This is a genomic window from Cellulomonas sp. P1_C4 (assembly GCF_056406355.1).
In genome coordinates this window covers 133,814-149,894 of the sequence record NZ_JBFUAI010000001.1, presented here as the reverse complement: position 1 = coordinate 149,894, position 16,081 = coordinate 133,814, and the positions used below count along the sequence as shown (strand labels likewise).

Here is a 16,081-nt window from a genome sequence, read left to right as displayed (position 1 = left end):
GATGATGGCACTCATGACCGACTCCCTGCTCGTGGTGCTCGGCGGCCTGCCCGGCTCCGGCAAGACGACCCTCGCCCGCGCCCTCGCCCGCGAGCTGCGTGCCGTGCACGTCCGGATCGACACCCTCGAGCAGGCGATCGTGCAGTCGTCGCTCGGGGTGCCGGACGCCCAGGAGGCCGGCTACGCCGCCGGGGCGCGGGTGGCGCTCGACAACCTGCGGCTCGGGCTGCCCGTCGTGGCCGATTGCGTGAACCCCGTGCGCGCCAGCCAGGAGGGCTGGCGGGCGGTCGCCGACGAGGCCGGCGCCCGGCTGGTCGAGGTCCTCGTGGTGTGCTCCGACGCGGCCGAGCACCGGCGGCGGGTCGAGGAGCGCGTGGCCGACATCCCGGGGCATCGGCAACCGACCTGGGCCACAGTGACCGACCTGACGCTCGATCCGTGGCCGGAGGCGACGGTCGTGGACACCGCGTCCCGAACGGTGGGGCATGTGGTCGCCGAGGTGCGCGGCCTGACGGGCTAGAGGTTGGCGACGGCCGCTGCGATGTCCGAGCGGTGGTGCGACCCGGGGAGCTCGATCTGGTCGACCCCGGCATAGGCGGCGGCACGGGCGGCGGCCAGGTCGGGGCCGACGCCGACCACGGACAGCACGCGGCCGCCGGCGGACACGAGGTGCGCGCCGTCGATCGCGTCGTCGTCGTCGCCGGGCGCGTTCAGCTGCAGGGCGGTGCCCGCGTGCAGGACGTGGACGCCGGGCAGCTCCTCGGCGTCCTCGATGCCCGTGATCGGGTCGCCCGAGCGGACCGCGCCCGGGTAGCCGCCGGACGCGATCACGACGGTCACCGCGGCGTCGTCGCGCCACTCCAGCGGCGGCAGCGCGCCGAGCGTCCCGACGGCCGAGGCGAGCAGCACCGCGGCCAGCGGCGTCGCGAGCCGCGCGAGGACCACCTGGGTCTCGGGGTCGCCGAACCGGGCGTTGAACTCGACCACCCGCAGCCCCTTCGACGTGAGCGCGAGCCCGACGTAGAGCACGCCGGAGAACGGCGTGCCGCGCCGCGACATCTCGAGGATGGTGGGGCGGGCGACCCGCTCGACCACCTCGTCGACCAGGTCCGCCGGCGCCCACGGCAGCGGCGAGTACGCGCCCATGCCGCCGGTGTTGGGGCCTTCGTCGCCGTCGAGCGCACGCTTGAAGTCCTGCGCGGGCACCAGGGGCACCACGTCGGCGCCGTCCGAGAGGACGAAGAGTGAGATCTCCGGGCCGTCGAGGTAGTCCTCGATGACGATGCGGCCGCCCGGCTTGGCCAGGCAGGCGGCCGCGTGGGCGAGTGCCTCGGCGCGGTCGTCGGTCACGACGACGCCCTTGCCGGCGGCGAGCCCGTCGTCCTTGACCACGTAGGGGGCGCCGAACGCGTCGAGGCCGGCCTCGGCCTCCGCCAGGGTCGTCGCCACCCGCGGCTCGGCCGTCGGGACGTCCGCGGCGGCCATGACCTCCTTCGCGAAGGCCTTTGAGCCCTCCAGCCGGGCGCCCGCGGCCGACGGGCCGAACACGGGGATGCCGACGGCGCGCACCGCGTCGGCGACGCCCGCGACCAGCGGCGCCTCGGGCCCGACGACCATGAGGTCGACGTCCAGCGACGTGGCGAGCGCGGCGACCGCGGACCCGTCCAGCTGGTCGACGTCGTGCAGCGTGGCGAGCGCGCCGATGCCGGGGTTGCCCGGCGCGGCGTGCAGCGCGGTGACCGCGGGGTCGAGGGACAGCGCGCGCACCAGCGCGTGCTCACGGGCACCGGTGCCGATGACGAGGATCTTCACGGCTCGCGAGCCTACCGACCCCGGGAGGACTCAGGCGCCGTCGAGCGGCAGCGGGAGCGCGTCGAAGTAGATGCGCACGCGCCGCCGGCCTTCGGTGTCGCCCGCCGCCTTGCGCTCCTTGGCGTGCTTGAGCGCGCCGTCGATGATCTCCTGCACGGCAAGCACGAGCTCGTCCATCTCCCCGACGGTGAGGTCCCCCGTCGAGCGGTCGTTGAGCGACACCGCCTCCCACTCCGGGGTGTCCCCCGAGCTGAGCCACCGCTGCAGCACCTGCGCACGCTCGGCGACGACGCCCTCCAGCAGGGCGTTCGCCGCGTCGGCGGTCCGGGGGTCGCGCAGCATGTCGCGCCCGTCGAGGCTGTACCCGACCGCACGCCACCAGCGGTCGCGGCCGCGCTCGTGCGCCGGGTCGTCCTCGACGAACCCGTGCTTCTCCAGCTGGCGCAGGTGGTAGCTGGTCTGCCCGCTGCTCTCCCCGAGGTACCGGCCCAGCTGGCTGGCGGTCGCCGACCCGTGCTCGGACAGGTAGTCGTACATGGCCATGCGCAGGGGGTGGGCCAACGCCTTGAGCTCCTCCGGCCCGATGGCGCGGGCTCGGAACGGCAGGGGCTTGCTCTCGCTCATTCGCAGAGATACCTTTGCAGAGTTGTCTTTGCAGAGTTTTCTCTTCGATCGTACCGGGAGTCCACCCATGAGCGAGCAGGTCGCCACTCGCGAGCCTCTCGGCCGCCGGTTCGCCGCCCACCTCACCGCCACGGGCATGGCCAACCTGGGCGACGGCATCGTCCAGACCGGCGTCCCGCTGTACGCCCTGACGCTCACGCGCTCCCCCAGCCAGATCGCGCTCCTCACGGCCGCCGCCTGGCTGCCGTGGCTGGTGTTCGGGCTGGCCGCCGGGGTGGTCGTCGACCGTCGGGACCGCAAGTACACGCAGGTGGTCGGGCTCGGTGCCCGCGCTCTCCTGCTCGGGGTTGCCGTCTGGCTGGTCGCGACCGGGCACATGACGATCGCCGCGCTCGCCGTGATCGTGCTGGCATACGGGGTCACCGACGTGTTCGTCGACCTCGCCGGCTCCGCGCTGGTGCCGGACATCGTGCCCCGCTCCCGCCTGGAGGCCGCGAACGGCCGCACGCTCGCCGCGCAGCAGGTCATGGCCACCTTCGTCGGCGGACCGATCGCGGGCGGGATGCTCGCGCTCGGGGCCGGCTGGGTGTTCGGCGTCCCGGCAGGTCTCGGCGTCCTCGCCCTGCTGCTCATCGCCACGCGCATCCCCGGCAAGTACAAGCACGCGGCGGCGGAGAAGCGGCGGGCGACCACCGAGATCCGCGAGGGCGTCGGCTTCCTGGTCCGGCACCCCGTGCTGCGCCCGCTGCTGGTGGCCGGCAGCGTGATGAACATGGCCAGCACCGGCTACTTCGCGGTGTTCGTGCTCTGGATGGTCGGCCCTGGCTCGCGCGTCGGCCTCGAGCCCGCCCACTACCCGCTGGTCATCGCCGTCCTCGCGGTCGGCGCCGTGCTCGGCTCGATCGCCGCCGAGCCGCTGGGCCGCCGGATCCCGGAGGTCCGGCTGCTGCTGGGCTGCTGGACCCTCGACGCGCTGCTCATGCTGGTCCCCGTCCTGGTCCCCACGGTGCCCGCCATCGCGACCTCCCTGTTCTTCCTGGGGTTCCTCAACACCAACGGCAACGTCATCTCGCAGTCGATGCGCCAGCGCATGGTCGCCCCCGGCATGCTCGGCCGCGTCGGCGGCGCCAGCCGCACCCTCGGCTACGGCCTCATGCCGATCGGCGCGCTGCTCGGCGGGTTCGTCGCTGAGCAGTGGGGGCTGCCGACGGTGTTCATCGGAGCCACGGCCGTCTGCGTCGCGGCGGTYGCCTACCCGATCGCCGTCGTCCGCCAACGCATGCTCGCGGAGTTCGAGCTGCCCGAGGTCGTCGACGAGCCGGTCCACGAAGAAGCGCTGCCTCCCCTCACCGCCACGGTCTGACCCCGACATACTGGGCGCGTGCCCCGGCTGACCCCGCCTGCGATCACGCCCGGCAGCATCAGCCGGCTCCCCCAACCCGTCCTGTCGGTCGACGGGCTGGTCCTGCGGCCCTGGCGCGCCGACGACGCCGGCGCGGTGGTGACCGCCTACGCGGACCCCGGCATCCGGCGCTGGCACGACCGGTCGATGAGCCCCGAGGAAGCCGACGTGTGGGTTGCCCAGTGGACGGACCGCTGGCAGACCGAGACGGGCGCGGGGTGGGCCGTCACGCTCGACAACGCCCCCGTGGGCCAGATCAGCCTGCGGAAGTTCGAGCACGGCGACGGCGTTTCGGAGGTCTCGTACTGGGTGCTGCCGGTCGCCCGAGGCCGCGGGGTCGCGACGAGGGCGCTGCGCGCCGTCGCCGCCTGGGGGCTCGACCTGGCGGGGCTACACCGGATCGAGGTCGACCACTCCATCGACAACCCCGCGTCCTGCCGGGTGGCCACCCGGGCCGGCTTCCGCCTTGAGGGCACGAAGCGCGGCGACGCCCTCCACGCGGACGGCTGGCACGACATGCACCTGCACGCCCGTGTGTCGGGCGACGCATAGCTCAGGCGAGCAGCTCGTGCCGGACGATCGTGGCCTCGCGGCCGGGCCCGACGCCGATCGAGGAGATGCGGACGCCCGAGATCTCCTCGAGGCGCAGCAGGTAGCGCTGCGCGTTGACCGGCAGGTCCTCGAACTCCCGCGCGCCTGAGATGTCCTCGGACCAGCCCGGCAGGTACTCGTAGATCGGCGTCGCGTGGTGGAAGTCCGACTGGTCGTACGGCATCTCGTCGAACCGGCGGCCGTTCACGTCGTACGCCACGGCCACGGGGATGGTGTCGCGGCCGGTGAGCACGTCGAGCTTGGTGACGACGAGGTCGGTGAGCCCGTTGACGCGGGCGGCGTAGCGCACGACGACGGCGTCGTACCAGCCGGTGCGGCGCGGCCGGCCGGTGGTCGTGCCGAACTCGCCGCCGGTCTGACGCAGCCACTCGCCGTCGTCGTCCAGCAGCTCGGTGGGGAACGGGCCCTCGCCCACGCGGGTGGTGTACGCCTTGGCGACGGCGACCACGCGGTCGATCCTCGTCGGCCCCACGCCCGAGCCGGTGCACGCGCCGCCCGCCGTGGCCGACGACGACGTGACGAACGGGTAGGTGCCGTGGTCGACGTCGAGCATCGTGGCCTGGCCGGCCTCGAAGACGAGCGTCTTCCCCTGGTCCAGCGCCGTGTTGAGCAGCAGCGGGGTGTCCGCGACCAGCGGCTGCAGGCGGTCGGCGTGGCGCAGCAGGTCCTCGACCGTCTCGTCGACCGTGATCGCCCGGCGGTTGTAGACCTTCACCAGCAGGTGGTTCTTCTGGTCGAGCGCGCCCTCGACCTTCTCGCGCAGGATCTTCTCGTCGAAGAGGTCCTGGATGCGGATGCCGACGCGGTTGATCTTGTCGGAGTACGCGGGGCCGATGCCGCGACCCGTGGTGCCGATCCGGCGCTTGCCCAGGAACCGCTCGGTGACCTTGTCGAGCGTGCGGTTGTACGGGGCGATGACGTGGGCGGCCGACGAGACCCTGAGGGCGGACGTGTCCACGCCGCGCACCTCGAGCGCGTCGATCTCCTCGAACAGCACGTCGATGTCGACGACCACGCCGTTGCCGATGACGGGCACGACTCCCGGCGACAGGATGCCCGACGGCAGCAGGTGCAGGGCGTACTTCTCCCCGCCGATGACGACGGTGTGGCCCGCGTTGTTCCCGCCGTTGAACTTGACGACGTAGTCGGTGCGCGAGCCGAGCTGGTCGGTCGCCTTGCCCTTGCCCTCGTCGCCCCACTGGGCCCCGAGCACCACGACGGCCGGCATCTAGATCACCACTTCCACCCTGCCTACGGTGCGCACATGTGTGCCGGGACTGCGCGGACTCCCTGCACCGGGCGGCAGTGACCCAGTACTCCCAGAGGGTATCGGACCGTCAAGAGATGGTCATGTCTCAGCGCAGCTCGGCCACTTCCTCGCCCGAGGTGCCGCTGTCGACGAGGAACTTCTCGCAACGCTCGGCCTCCTCGGACTCGCCGATGGCCTCGGCGGCCTCCGCGAGCGCCAGCAGCGCCCGCAGGAACCCCTGGTTGGGGCCGTGCGTGACCGGGATGGGTCCGCGGCCGTGCCAGCCGGCCCGCCGCAGGGCGTCGAGCCCCCGGTGGTACCCCGTGCGCGCGTAGGCGTAGGCGGCGACCGGGTCGCCCTCGTCGGACAGCGCGCCCTCGGCGAGGAGGGCCCACAGCAGGGACGAGGCCGGGGCGGCCGGCACCGCCTCGCGCGGCGACGAGCCGCTGGTCAGCGCGGTGCGGGCGTCGGCGTCGGGGCCGTCGACGGGCAGGAGTGTCGGCGCGGGTCCGTCCAGCAGGTTCTCGTGGCTCATGCGCCCAGTGTGCACGCCGTCACCGGCGCGGCTACAGTCGATCCGCCGACCTGGACCACTGTTCGGCAAGCACACCCCCTCACCAGACAGGGCGGGCCATGATCGAGATCTCGACGTCCCCCACGACGACCACGCTCACGGTCGCGGGCGACCTCGACCTGGCCGAAAGGGACCAGTTCCCGGAGATCGCCGCCCGCGTCGTCGGCCTTCGCCGCCAGCTCCTGGTCATCGACATGTGCCAGGTGACGTTCATGGACTCCACGGGGGCGGCGTTCCTCATCTCGCTGGCCGACGCGGGCCGCAAGCGCGGCGGCGCGACCGTGCTGCGTGGCGCGGACCCGCGCGACCTGTTCGTCATCGAGATCTGCGGCGCGCTCGAGCTGTTCCGCATCGACGCGGAGCACCACTGCGAGGCCGCCGTGACGGAGTCCGGGTTCCGCCGCCCGGACGAGGCGTCGGCCCCCGCCTAGGACTCCGGGAGCGAGCCCGGACGGACCTTCGCCCACACGAGCTTGCCGCCCCGCGACTGCCGCCAGCCCCAGTCGGCCAGCCGCTCGACGATCTGCATCCCGAACCCGCCCACGCGTCCGGGGTGGCCGTCGGTGGTGACGGGCGGCGCGGGGTTGCCGTCCTCGACCTCGATGCGCAGGCCGTCGCCCGTGTCGTAGAGCTGCAGCGACACGTGCCCGAAGCCGTGCAGCACCGCGTTGGCCACCAGCTCGGACACGACGAGCTCGGCGCTCGCGGAGTCCTCGATCCCCCAGGCCTGGCAGGTGCGCACCACGGCGTGCCGCGCGCGGCCGATGGACGCGGCCTCGTTGGGCAGCGACCACCGCCGACGGCGCGGGCTGCGCGTGCGCTGGGAGGCGTCGGTCGGTGACGGCACGCGCACGACGACCACCGCGACATCGTCCTCGGGGTGGTCCGCGAGCCGGGACAGCAGCTCCTCGCCGACTCCCGCGGCGTCGCGGGCCGTGACCGCGCCGGCGACGGCCGTCAGGGCCGTGAGGCCGTCGCGTAGGCCGCGGTCGCGCCGCTCGATGAGACCGTCGGTGTAGTACAGGACGACGTCGCCGGGCTCCAGGTCGACCTCGGCCGTCTCCCGGTGCTCTCCGCCGAACCCGATGAGGGGGCCGCCCGCGCCGCTCAGCTGGGTGACCTGACCGGCGCGCACGTGCAGGGCCGGCAGGTGGCCCGCGCGCGAGTACTGCAGCTGCCACGTCTGACCGCTGCGCGTCAGCGTGGACAGGACCAGCCCCGCCGGGCGGGGCACCCGCATGCCCGCGACCAGCTGGTCGACCCGCTCGAGCACCGGCCCGGGCGTGGTGATGTCGAACATGTAGGAGCGCACCACCGAGCGCAGCTGGCCCATGGACGCCGCCGCCTCGACGTCGTGCCCGACGACGTCGCCGATGACGACACCGACCACGTCCGCGCTCACCTGCAGCACGTCGTACCAGTCGCCGCCCACCTGGGCGTTCTCCGAGTTGGGCGCGTAGTAGGTCCACACGTCGAGCCCGTCGACCTCGGCCTGCTCGGGCAGCATGGCGCGCTGCAGCGTCTCGGCCAGCCGATGCTCGCGGTCGTAGAGACGCGCGTTGTCGATGACCAGGCCGACGCGGCGGCTGGTCAGCTCGAGCACGGTTCGCGCCGACGGCTCGAGGTCCCGCAGCCCGACGCCGTCGTGGGCGTGCACGGCCAGCACGCCCAGCACCCGGCGGCGGCCGGGCAGGGGGAAGACGAGCACGCGGCGATCCTCGTCGGTCTCCGACCCGCCCAGCGCCCGGTCGGCCTCGCGGGTCAGCCACGCCGACGCGCTGCCGAGGCCGTAGTGGCCGCTGAGCTCGAGCTCGACGGGCCGGTCGATCTCGGCGTCGAGCAGCTGCTGGACGGCGTCGGGGCGCAGGTCCCGCACCGCCGGCCCCTCGCCGTGCCGGGTGCCCTTGCCGGTCGCCGGGTGCGCGGCGTCGATCCCGTCGGCCGCCCGCAGGCCACCGTCGTTCAGGTAGAAAGCCGCCCACCCGACGACGGACCGCCGCAACATCGTGGCGATCTCGCGCAGGGCGTGCGGGTCGTCGACGTCCATCAGCAGGTCGGACACCTGGGCGATGAGCCCGAGGCTGCGCCGCTCGCGCCGCTCCGCCTCGACCAGCGCCGCCTGCTCGGCGTCGTGGGAGATCTGCTCCGTGAGGTCCTGCAGCGCCACGACCCAGTGCGTGACCACGCCGTCGACGCCGGCCGGCACGGGCGACAGCGTCGCCCGGCAGGTGAACTGCGACCCGTCGACGCGGCGCAGGGTCACCACCTGGGAGACCGGCTGCTGCGTCCGGATCGCCTCCAGCATCCGGTCGAGCTCGGGTTGCTGGGGTGAGTTCTCGTCGACGGTACCGGGGTGCCGCCGCCGTGCTTCCTCCAGGCCGTACCCTGTGACTCTCTCGAAGGCGTCGTTCACCCACACGACGGGCATGTCGGGTCCGGACGCCTCCAGCAGGGCGATCGGCACCGACGTGGCCCGCAGGGCGCGGTCCCGGACGTCGGCGAGGTCGCGATCGGGCAAAGGCGCAGCGTGGGAGTTGACCGCTACCACCTCCGATCGTCTAGCGTTCCGGACAAGGGAGTCGTCGAGAAGCCGGCAGCTCACCTTGTGCGAGTGTCAGCGAAAGGAGCGCCGTGCGCGACGGTAACAGCACGATCCCCGACGGGCCTGCGGACGTCTCGCAGGCCGACCAGGCTGCGGGGATCGTCGGCGAGCCAGGGGCCGTCCACGTCATCGTGGGCACGGACGCCACGCGCATCGTGCTCTCGGGCGAGGTCGACGCAGATCTCGGCGCGGAGCTTCAAGAAGCGACCGCGGAGGCCGAGCAGGTGGGTCTGCCCATCGAGGTCGACGCCCACCACGTCACGTTCATGGACTCCTCGGGCGTCGCCTTCCTCGCGCGCCTGTCCATCCGGTCGCAGCACCGGGTCCGCCTGCTGCGGGTGCCGCCGACCGTACGGTTCCTGCTCGAGGTGACCCGCATCGGTGAGCTGCTCGACGTCGTCGAGGGCGACGAGTCGGAGTTCCAACCGGTGAGCGACAGCCAGAACTGAAGAAAGGCCCCGTCCAGGTGGACGGGGCCTTTCCTTCTGTCAGACGTCAGACGTCAGGCGCCGAGCGTGTGCCCCGCCGAGCGGAGCTGCTGGGCGGCCTCGACGAGGCGCTGCGCCATGCCGGCCTCGGCGAGCTTGCCCCAGGCGCGCGGGTCGTAGGCCTTCTTGTTGCCCACCTCGCCGTCCACCTTGAGCACGCCGTCGTAGTTGCGGAAGAAGTGGTCCGCCACCGGACGGCTGAACGCGTACTGCGTGTCCGTGTCGATGTTCATCTTGATGACGCCGTTGTCGACGGCCTCGGCGATCTCGGCCTCGGTCGAGCCGGAGCCGCCGTGGAACACGAGGTCGAACGGGTTCTCGACGCCGATCGCGTCGCCCACGGCCTTCTGGATCTCCGCGAGGATCGACGGGCGCAGCTTGACCGAGCCCGGCTTGTAGACGCCGTGCACGTTGCCGAAGGTCAGGGCCGTCAGGTAGCGGCCCTTCTCGCCGGAGCCGAGCGCCTTGACCGTGGCCAGGCCGTCCTCGACGGTCGTGTACAGCTTGTCGTTGATCTCGGCCGTGTGGCCGTCCTCCTCGCCACCGACCACGCCGACCTCGATCTCGAGGATGGTGCGGGCCTGGCGCGAGAGCTCGAGCAGCTCCTCGGCGATGACCAGGTTCTCGTCCAGCGGGACCGACGAGCCGTCCCACATGTGCGACTGGAACGTGGGCAGCTTGCCGGCCTTGACCTGCTCGATCTCGATGGCCAGCAGCGGGCGCACCCAGGAATCGAGGTTCTGCTTGGCGCAGTGGTCGGTGTGCAGCGCGACGGTGATCGGGTAGCCCTTGGCCACCTCGGCCGCGTAGGCCGCGAGGGCGAGCGAGCCGGCGATGCGGTCCTTGACGGTCGAGCCGGCCGCGTACTCGGCGCCGCCGACGGAGACCTGGATGATCCCGTCGGACTCCGCCTCGGCGAAGCCCTGCAGCGCGGCGGTGACGCTCTGGGACGAGGTGACGTTGACGGCCGGGTAGGCGAACTTGCCCGCCTTCGCGCGGTCGATCATCTCGGCGTACACCTCGGGGGTGGCGATGGCCATCTGCAGCATCTCCTGCGTGTCGTGGGAGGGGTATCAGGAAGATTCTGGCACGGCTGCGCGGAGGGCCGTCCGGGACGTTCTACCCCTGGACAGCGTGCTGGGCGATCCACGCGTGCATCGCGATGGCGGCGGCGGCGCCCGCGTTGATCGAGCGCGTCGAGCCGAATTGAGCGATGTGCAGGACGTCCACGGCGGCCGCGCGGGCCGCGTCGGACAGCCCGACCGACTCCTGGCCGAACAGCAGCACGCACGCGCGCGGGAGCGGGTACCCCTCGAGCGCCACCGAGCCGGGCAGGTTGTCGACGCCGAGCACCGGCAGCCCCTCGTCGGCGGCCCAGGCCAGCAGGTCGTCGACCGACGCGTGGTGGCGGACGTGCTGGTACCGGTCGGTGACCATGGCGCCGCGGCGGTTCCAGCGACGGTTGCCGACGATGTGCACCTCGGCCGCCAGGAACGCGTTGGCCGTCCGGACCACCGAGCCGATGTTCATGTCGTGCGCCCAGTTCTCGATGGCGACGTGGAACGGGTGCCGACGGGTGTCGAGGTCGGCGACGATCGCCTCGAGCGTCCAGTACCGGTAGCCGTCGACGACGTTGCGCCGGTCGCCGTGCGCCAGCAGCTCGGGGTCGTAGCGCTCGTCAAGGGGCGCGCCAGCGCTGTCGGGCACAGGCGCGCCAGCGCTGTCGAGCACAGGCCACGGGCCGTCCCACGGCCCGACCCCGACCTCCGCGCGCTCCTCGTCCACGGGCGCCACGGTAACGGCTCAGGCCAGCGTGACCTCCAGCTCCACGACCGCCCAGCTCAGGGGCGGCAGCCGCAGGCTCACGGTGCCGTCGTCGGCCTGCACGCCGTCGAGCCGCACCAGGCCGACGCGGTCCTGCGCGTCCGCGGTGTTCGACGTGTGCCGGTCACCGCCGTCGGGCGTGGTCAGTACCTCGGCGCGTGTGACGCGGCCGGCTGCCCAGCCGCGCAGGTCGACCGCGACCTCGGCCTCCTCGTCGAGACCCCGGTGAGCCAGGAAGAGCGCGACCCGCCCGTTCTCCTCGTCCCACGTGGCCGAGACGTCGACCAGGTCCACGTCGTCGAACTTCGTCGTCTCGTACCGGTCGGAGGTGACCGCGGTTCGCAGGACGACCCCGCGTGCCAGGGCCGCCGTGCGGGCGAACGGCCAGAAGATCGACTGCCGCCACGCCGGCCCGCCCTCCTCGGACCGGATGGGCGCGATGACGTTGACCAGCTGGGCCTGGTTGGCGATCTGCACGCGGTCGCCGTGGCGCAGCAGCGAGTTGAGCAGGGTGCCGACGACCACCGCGTCGGTCACCGAGTACTCGTCCTCGATGATCCGCGGATGCTCCTTCCACACGCCGGCCTTCTCGATGACGTGCGGCTGGTCCTCGGTGTCCCGACCGCTCTGGTACCAGACGTTCCACTCGTCGAACGAGAGGTTGATGTGCTTCTTGTGCTTGCCCTTCGCCCGGACGGCGTCGGCGGTGGAGACCACCGACTCGATGAAGTAGTCCATGTCGACCGCGCTGGCCAGGAAGCTCGCGTGGTCGCCCTCGAGCTCCTGGTAGTAGGCGTGCAGCGAGACGTAGTCGACCTGGTCGTAGGTGTGCCCGAGCACCGTCTGCTCCCACGCGCCGAACGTCGGCATKCCCGAGCCCGACGAGCCGCAGGCGACCAGCTCGATGCTGGGGTCCACCAGCCGCATGGCCTTGGCCGCCTCGACCGCGAGCCGGCCGTACTCGTCGGCGGTCTTGGCGCCCATCTGCCACGGGCCGTCCATCTCGTTGCCCAGGCACCACAGCCTGATGTTGAACGGGTCGTCGTGGCCGTTCTTGCGCCGCCGGTCCGACAGCTCGGTGCCGCCGGGGTGGTTGGCGTACTCGACGAGCGCGCGGGCCTCCTCGACGCCACGGGTGCCGAGGTTGACGGCCTCCATGATCTCGACGCCCGCCACCCGCGACCAGTCGACGAACTCGTGCAGGCCGAACGCGTTCGTCTCTACCGTGTGCCAGGCGCCGTCCAGACGACGCGGCCTGTCGGGGCCGACGCCGTCCTCCCACGCGTACCCGGAGACGAAGTTGCCGCCGGGGTAGCGGATGACGGTGGCGCCCAGCTCCTTGACCAGGTCCAGGACGTCGCGGCGGAAGCCCTGCTCGTCGGCCGCGGCGTGGCCGGGCTCGTAGATGCCGGTGTAGACGCACCGGCCCATGTGCTCGACGAACGACCCGAAGATCCGCCGGGGGACCTCGCCGACGACGAAGTCGCGGTCGAGCGTGACACGTGCGCGGGACATGAGTCTCCTTGCAGTTCTCGGACGAGGGTGCTTACTGGCCGCCGAAGCCGGTCGTGGCGAAACCCTTGATGATCTGGCGCTGGAAGAACAGGAAGACGACGATCAGCGGGACCGCCGCCAGCACGGCCGACGCCATGACCTGCGCGTACTGCAGGCCGTAGGCGCTCTTCACGGTCTGCAGCCCGACGGGCATGGTCATGAGCGACGAGTCGCTGGTGGCGATGAACGGCCACAGGAAGTTGTTCCACGCCCCGATGAACACGAAGATCGAGACGGCCGCGAGGATCGGCCGCGACAGGGGCAGCACGATCGACCAGAACACCCGCAGGCGCCCGGCACCGTCGATCCGGGCGGCGTCCTCGAGCTCAATGGGCACCTGGTCGAAGAACTTCTTGAGGATGAACACCATCGCCGGCGCGACCACCTGGGGCAGGATGATCGCCCAGTAGGTGTCGACGAGGTTGAGCGTGAGCATCTCGTAGAACAGCGGGACGATGAGCACCTGCGGCGGGATGATGATCGACGCGATCATCCCCCAGAACAGCCAGCGCCTGCCGGCGAAGTCGAGCCGCGAGAAGCCGTAGGCGGCCAGCGCCGACACCACGAGCGTGATGATCGTGATCGCGGTGGCCGTCACCAGGCTGTTCCAGGTCCAGAGCGGGATGTTCCCCGCTTTCAGCACGCTCGAGTAGGCGTCGGTGGTGAAGCCGCTCTTCGGGAAGAACGACACGGGCGTCGCCGCCGCGTCCGTCTCGGTCTTGAACGAGGTGACGAGGGCCCACAGGAACGGCAGGAGCCAGAGCACGGCGAGCACGACGAGGGCGACGAGCGCGCCGATGCGGCCGGGGCTGGCGAAGCGTTCACCGATCCGCAGGCCGGCGCGCTCGGCGAACCTGCCGCGGGGGTGGTGGACCGGGCGCTGCGTGGTGGGCTCGGTGGCGATGGCGGTCATCAGGCGCTCCTGCGGGACGTCAGTCGGACCTGGCCGACCGAGATGATGACGATGAGGGCGAAGAAGATGTACGCGATGGCCGACGCGTACCCGAACCGGTAGCCGGTGAACCCGGTCTCGAAGATGTACATGACGACCGGCCGGGTGACGCCGGCGGGGCCGCCTTGGGTCATGACGTAGATCTGGTCGAAGACCTTGAGCGAGGCCAGGATCTGCAGCATCGCGATGAGCACGGTGACCTGACCCAGCTGCGGGATGGTGATCGACCGCAGCTGGCGCCATCGCCCGGCCCCGTCCAGCGCGGACGCCTCGTACTGCTGCTCCGGGATGTTCTGCAGGGCGGTCAGGTAGAGCAGGAAGTTGAAGCCCACCGTCCACCACGTCGTCATGACGACGACGGCGAACATCGCCCACGTCGGATCTTGCAGCCACGCCACCGGATCGACCCCGACGACGCCGAGCAGGTAGTTCACGAGCCCGAGCTGAGGGTTGTACATCCAGATCCAGATCTGCGCGGCGACGGTCGACGCGAGCAGGAACGGCATGAAGAACGAGAGCCGCCACAGCCACTGGCCAGGCAGCCCCTGGTGCACGAGAAGAGCGAGGACGAGCGCGACGATGACGAGCGGGATCGTCGACAGCACCGTGAACCACAGGGTGTTGAGCAGCGAGCGCCACATGATCGGGTCGCGCAGCGCCTCGGCGTAGTTGGCGAAGCCGATGAGCTCGCCGTTCGCGCCCGTGATGCTCTCGCCGGTGAAGCTGAGGTAGAAGCCGTGGATCAGCGGCCAGATGAGAAACATCCCGAAGACGATGACGAAGGGCGCCACGAACGCCCAGCCGATGCGGTTGTTCCGGTTACGCGCCGAGCGCTCGCCGGCCCGGACCTGGTCCGCGTCTACGCGCGTGCTGGCGGCGGCGCTGAGGGCTGCGGTGGACATGTTCGACTCCTTCCGCTCAGACGGGGTTCGGCTTGGAGAGCTGGACGTTGACGCGACGGACGAAGGCGTTGAAGCCCTCCGCCGGGTCCGCGCCCTGGAGGTAGACGTTCTGGACGGTCTCGGCGAACTTGTTCTGGAAGTCGCTGCCCGACCCCGTGAACCACGCCTCCGGGTCGTAGTTGAGGATCTCGGCGGCCGGTGCGTAGTGCGCCTGCGGGATCAGCGCCTGGTACTCGGAGCTCTTCACGACCGGCTGGAAGGCTGGGATGTGCCCGGCCTCGGCCCACGCCAGCGAGTTGGAGAGGATGTCGGACACGAACCGGTACGTCGCGCGCCGCTGGTCCTCGTTCGGGCTCGACTGGTGCGGGAGCGTGAACGCGTGCGAGTCGGCGTAGGCCGCCGGCGTGCCGAACAGGGTCGGGATCGGCTGGGCGTCGAAGTTGAGGCCGGAGCTCTTGGCGGTCGGCAGCTCCCACACACCGGTGAAGAACAGGCCGCTCTCCCCCGACATGAACTCGGAGACGGCGGTGCCGTAGTCGCCGCTCGGGGTGCAGATCGTGTCGTCCAGCAGCTGCTGGATGAACTCGAGCGACGAGACCGCGGCGTCCTGGTCGACCTCGGCCCGCGGGCCGGACAAGTCGAAGTCGGCGTCGTGCTGCTTGTAGAGCGTGTAGAACAGCCGCCACATCTGGGCACCGTCGCCGAGGTAGCCGTAGGACAGTCCGTGCTTGCCGGTCACGCCCTGCATGGCCCGGGCGACCTCGAGGAACTGGTCGGGACTGTCGATCTTGGCCAGCTGGCCGTCGGAGCCCAGCACGCCGGCCTTCTCGGCCACGTCCAGGTTGTACATCATGATGAACGGGTGCGAGTCGAGGGCGATGGAGTACTGCTTCCCGTTCAGCCCGCCCTTGGCCCACACGCGGTCGAGGAAGTCGGACTCCTCCACGCCGTTCTCGGCCAGCAGGTCGAGGTCCCACGGGTCGAGCAGCCCGCCCGGTGCGTACCCGGCGACGCGTGATGCGTGCATGATCGCGGTGTCGGGGGCGCGGCCGCCGACGCTCGCCATCGCCAGCTTGGTGTAGTACGGCGCCCCCCAGGCCAGCACGGTCTGGATGGCCTTGTAGCCGTGGTCCAAGGCGTTGACGTCGTCGACGAGCCCCGCCATGTTGATGCCGTCGCCGCCGCTGAGCAGATGCCAGTAGTCGAGGTTCCGGACGCCGTCCGCCGCCGAGGCGCCCGGGGCACACCCGGCCAGCGATCCGATGGCAGCGACGCCGCCGACGGCCGCGAGGGAGCCGACCAGCATCTGGCGGCGCGTGAGGCCCTGTCCGGGCGGGGGTGGTACCGCGAGCGTGCGCGGCCGATGGTGCAGTGCCATGCCCTCACTCCTTCGTGAGACACAACTTCCTGTGCAGGTCCGGCGTCATTACCGTGCCCGATTCGTAGCATTACATCGTTGAAATGGGTTTGGCAACACGGACACGCG

General features: G+C 71.5%; 16 protein-coding genes. 5 read left to right on the top strand and 11 right to left on the bottom strand.

All coding sequences use genetic code 11. From position 1 onward, the window contains the following. Positions 1-13: 13 nt before the first annotated feature. Complete coding sequence (locus AC1DYZ_RS00665; protein WP_477063302.1) at positions 14-520, top strand: P-loop nucleotide/nucleoside kinase family protein; 507 nt, start codon at positions 14-16, stop codon at positions 518-520. On the opposite strand, the gene purD is transcribed toward AC1DYZ_RS00665, so the two are convergent. Continuing rightward, positions 517-1,812, bottom strand: coding sequence for a phosphoribosylamine--glycine ligase (gene purD, locus AC1DYZ_RS00660; protein ID WP_477063301.1), 1,296 nt, complete (start codon positions 1,810-1,812; stop codon positions 517-519). The two genes, AC1DYZ_RS00665 and purD, sit on opposite strands and share 4 nt — an antisense overlap. 30 nt (positions 1,813-1,842) lie before the next feature. Continuing rightward, positions 1,843-2,436 carry a helix-turn-helix domain-containing protein gene (locus AC1DYZ_RS00655; RefSeq protein ID WP_477063300.1) on the bottom strand — a complete coding sequence of 198 codons (594 nt, stop codon included), beginning with the start codon at positions 2,434-2,436 and terminating at the stop codon, positions 1,843-1,845. Positions 2,437-2,503: 67 nt separating this feature from the next. On the opposite strand from AC1DYZ_RS00655, the gene AC1DYZ_RS00650 reads away from it, so the two are divergent. Further along, complete coding sequence (locus tag AC1DYZ_RS00650) at positions 2,504-3,799, top strand: MFS transporter (RefSeq protein WP_477063299.1); 1,296 nt, start codon at positions 2,504-2,506, stop codon at positions 3,797-3,799. Positions 3,800-3,817: 18 nt separating this feature from the next. Then, complete coding sequence (locus AC1DYZ_RS00645; RefSeq protein ID WP_477063298.1) at positions 3,818-4,390, top strand: GNAT family N-acetyltransferase; 573 nt, start codon at positions 3,818-3,820, stop codon at positions 4,388-4,390. 1 nt (position 4,391) lies between these two features. Here the strand turns inward: AC1DYZ_RS00645 and AC1DYZ_RS00640 are convergent, their stop codons facing one another. Both AC1DYZ_RS00640 and AC1DYZ_RS00635 read right to left on the bottom strand, forming a co-directional pair. Then, positions 4,392-5,678, bottom strand: a complete 1,287-nt coding sequence (locus AC1DYZ_RS00640) for an adenylosuccinate synthase (RefSeq protein ID WP_477063297.1) — start codon at positions 5,676-5,678, stop codon at positions 4,392-4,394. A gap of 127 nt (positions 5,679-5,805) precedes the next feature. Further along, positions 5,806-6,234 (bottom strand): DUF3151 domain-containing protein, encoded by a 429-nt coding sequence (locus AC1DYZ_RS00635; RefSeq protein ID WP_477063296.1) that lies wholly within the window; start codon positions 6,232-6,234, stop codon positions 5,806-5,808. Positions 6,235-6,332: 98 nt separating this feature from the next. On the opposite strand from AC1DYZ_RS00635, the gene AC1DYZ_RS00630 reads away from it, so the two are divergent. Beyond that, the gene (locus AC1DYZ_RS00630) at positions 6,333-6,704 is read left to right on the top strand and encodes an STAS domain-containing protein (protein ID WP_477063295.1); all 372 of its coding nucleotides are present in this window, start codon (positions 6,333-6,335) and stop codon (positions 6,702-6,704) included. Here AC1DYZ_RS00630 and AC1DYZ_RS00625 read toward each other — a convergent pair. Further along, entirely contained in the window at positions 6,701-8,791 is a 2,091-nt protein-coding gene (locus AC1DYZ_RS00625; protein WP_477063294.1) for a SpoIIE family protein phosphatase, read from the bottom strand. The two genes, AC1DYZ_RS00630 and AC1DYZ_RS00625, sit on opposite strands and share 4 nt — an antisense overlap. Before the next feature lie 113 nt (positions 8,792-8,904). Here AC1DYZ_RS00625 and AC1DYZ_RS00620 point away from each other — a divergent pair, with 113 nt between their 5' ends. Beyond that, complete coding sequence (locus AC1DYZ_RS00620; RefSeq protein ID WP_477063293.1) at positions 8,905-9,324, top strand: STAS domain-containing protein; 420 nt, start codon at positions 8,905-8,907, stop codon at positions 9,322-9,324. A gap of 53 nt (positions 9,325-9,377) precedes the next feature. Here the strand turns inward: AC1DYZ_RS00620 and fbaA are convergent, their stop codons facing one another. The 6 genes from fbaA to AC1DYZ_RS00590 form a co-directional block, all read right to left on the bottom strand. Beyond that, positions 9,378-10,412: a class II fructose-bisphosphate aldolase gene (fbaA, locus tag AC1DYZ_RS00615; protein ID WP_477063292.1), complete on the bottom strand. Its 1,035-nt coding sequence runs from the start codon at positions 10,410-10,412 to the stop codon at positions 9,378-9,380. A 70-nt stretch (positions 10,413-10,482) separates the two neighbouring features. Then, on the bottom strand, positions 10,483-11,157 hold the full coding sequence (locus tag AC1DYZ_RS00610; RefSeq protein WP_477063291.1) for a TrmH family RNA methyltransferase: 675 nt from the start codon (positions 11,155-11,157) through the stop codon (positions 10,483-10,485). Positions 11,158-11,166: 9 nt separating this feature from the next. Further along, positions 11,167-12,702: an arabinosylfuranosidase ArfA gene (gene arfA / locus AC1DYZ_RS00605; protein WP_477063290.1), complete on the bottom strand. Its 1,536-nt coding sequence runs from the start codon at positions 12,700-12,702 to the stop codon at positions 11,167-11,169. A 31-nt stretch (positions 12,703-12,733) separates the two neighbouring features. Next, positions 12,734-13,654, bottom strand: a complete 921-nt coding sequence (locus AC1DYZ_RS00600) for a carbohydrate ABC transporter permease (RefSeq protein ID WP_477063289.1) — start codon at positions 13,652-13,654, stop codon at positions 12,734-12,736. Next, entirely contained in the window at positions 13,654-14,595 is a 942-nt protein-coding gene (locus tag AC1DYZ_RS00595) for a carbohydrate ABC transporter permease (RefSeq protein ID WP_477063288.1), read from the bottom strand. Before AC1DYZ_RS00595 ends, AC1DYZ_RS00600 begins: the two co-directional genes overlap by 1 nt. Positions 14,596-14,611: 16 nt before the next feature. Further along, positions 14,612-15,973, bottom strand: a complete 1,362-nt coding sequence (locus AC1DYZ_RS00590; RefSeq protein ID WP_477063287.1) for an extracellular solute-binding protein — start codon at positions 15,971-15,973, stop codon at positions 14,612-14,614. Between the last annotated feature and the right edge of the window lie 108 nt (positions 15,974-16,081).

Excerpts from the sequence above, each read along its gene's own strand:
- AC1DYZ_RS00665 (WP_477063302.1), top strand. The coding sequence starts at position 14 with ATGACCGACTCCCTGCTCGTGGTGCTCGGCGGCCTGCCCGGCTCCGGC.
- AC1DYZ_RS00655 (WP_477063300.1), bottom strand. The coding sequence starts at position 2,436 with ATGAGCGAGAGCAAGCCCCTGCCGTTCCGAGCCCGCGCCATCGGGCCG.
- AC1DYZ_RS00640 (WP_477063297.1), bottom strand. The coding sequence starts at position 5,678 with ATGCCGGCCGTCGTGGTGCTCGGGGCCCAGTGGGGCGACGAGGGCAAG.
- AC1DYZ_RS00635 (WP_477063296.1), bottom strand. The coding sequence starts at position 6,234 with ATGAGCCACGAGAACCTGCTGGACGGACCCGCGCCGACACTCCTGCCC.
- AC1DYZ_RS00630 (WP_477063295.1), top strand. The coding sequence starts at position 6,333 with ATGATCGAGATCTCGACGTCCCCCACGACGACCACGCTCACGGTCGCG.
- fbaA (WP_477063292.1), bottom strand. The coding sequence starts at position 10,412 with ATGCTGCAGATGGCCATCGCCACCCCCGAGGTGTACGCCGAGATGATC.
- AC1DYZ_RS00600 (WP_477063289.1), bottom strand. The coding sequence starts at position 13,654 with ATGACCGCCATCGCCACCGAGCCCACCACGCAGCGCCCGGTCCACCAC.
- AC1DYZ_RS00595 (WP_477063288.1), bottom strand. The coding sequence starts at position 14,595 with ATGTCCACCGCAGCCCTCAGCGCCGCCGCCAGCACGCGCGTAGACGCG.
- AC1DYZ_RS00590 (WP_477063287.1), bottom strand. The coding sequence starts at position 15,973 with ATGGCACTGCACCATCGGCCGCGCACGCTCGCGGTACCACCCCCGCCC.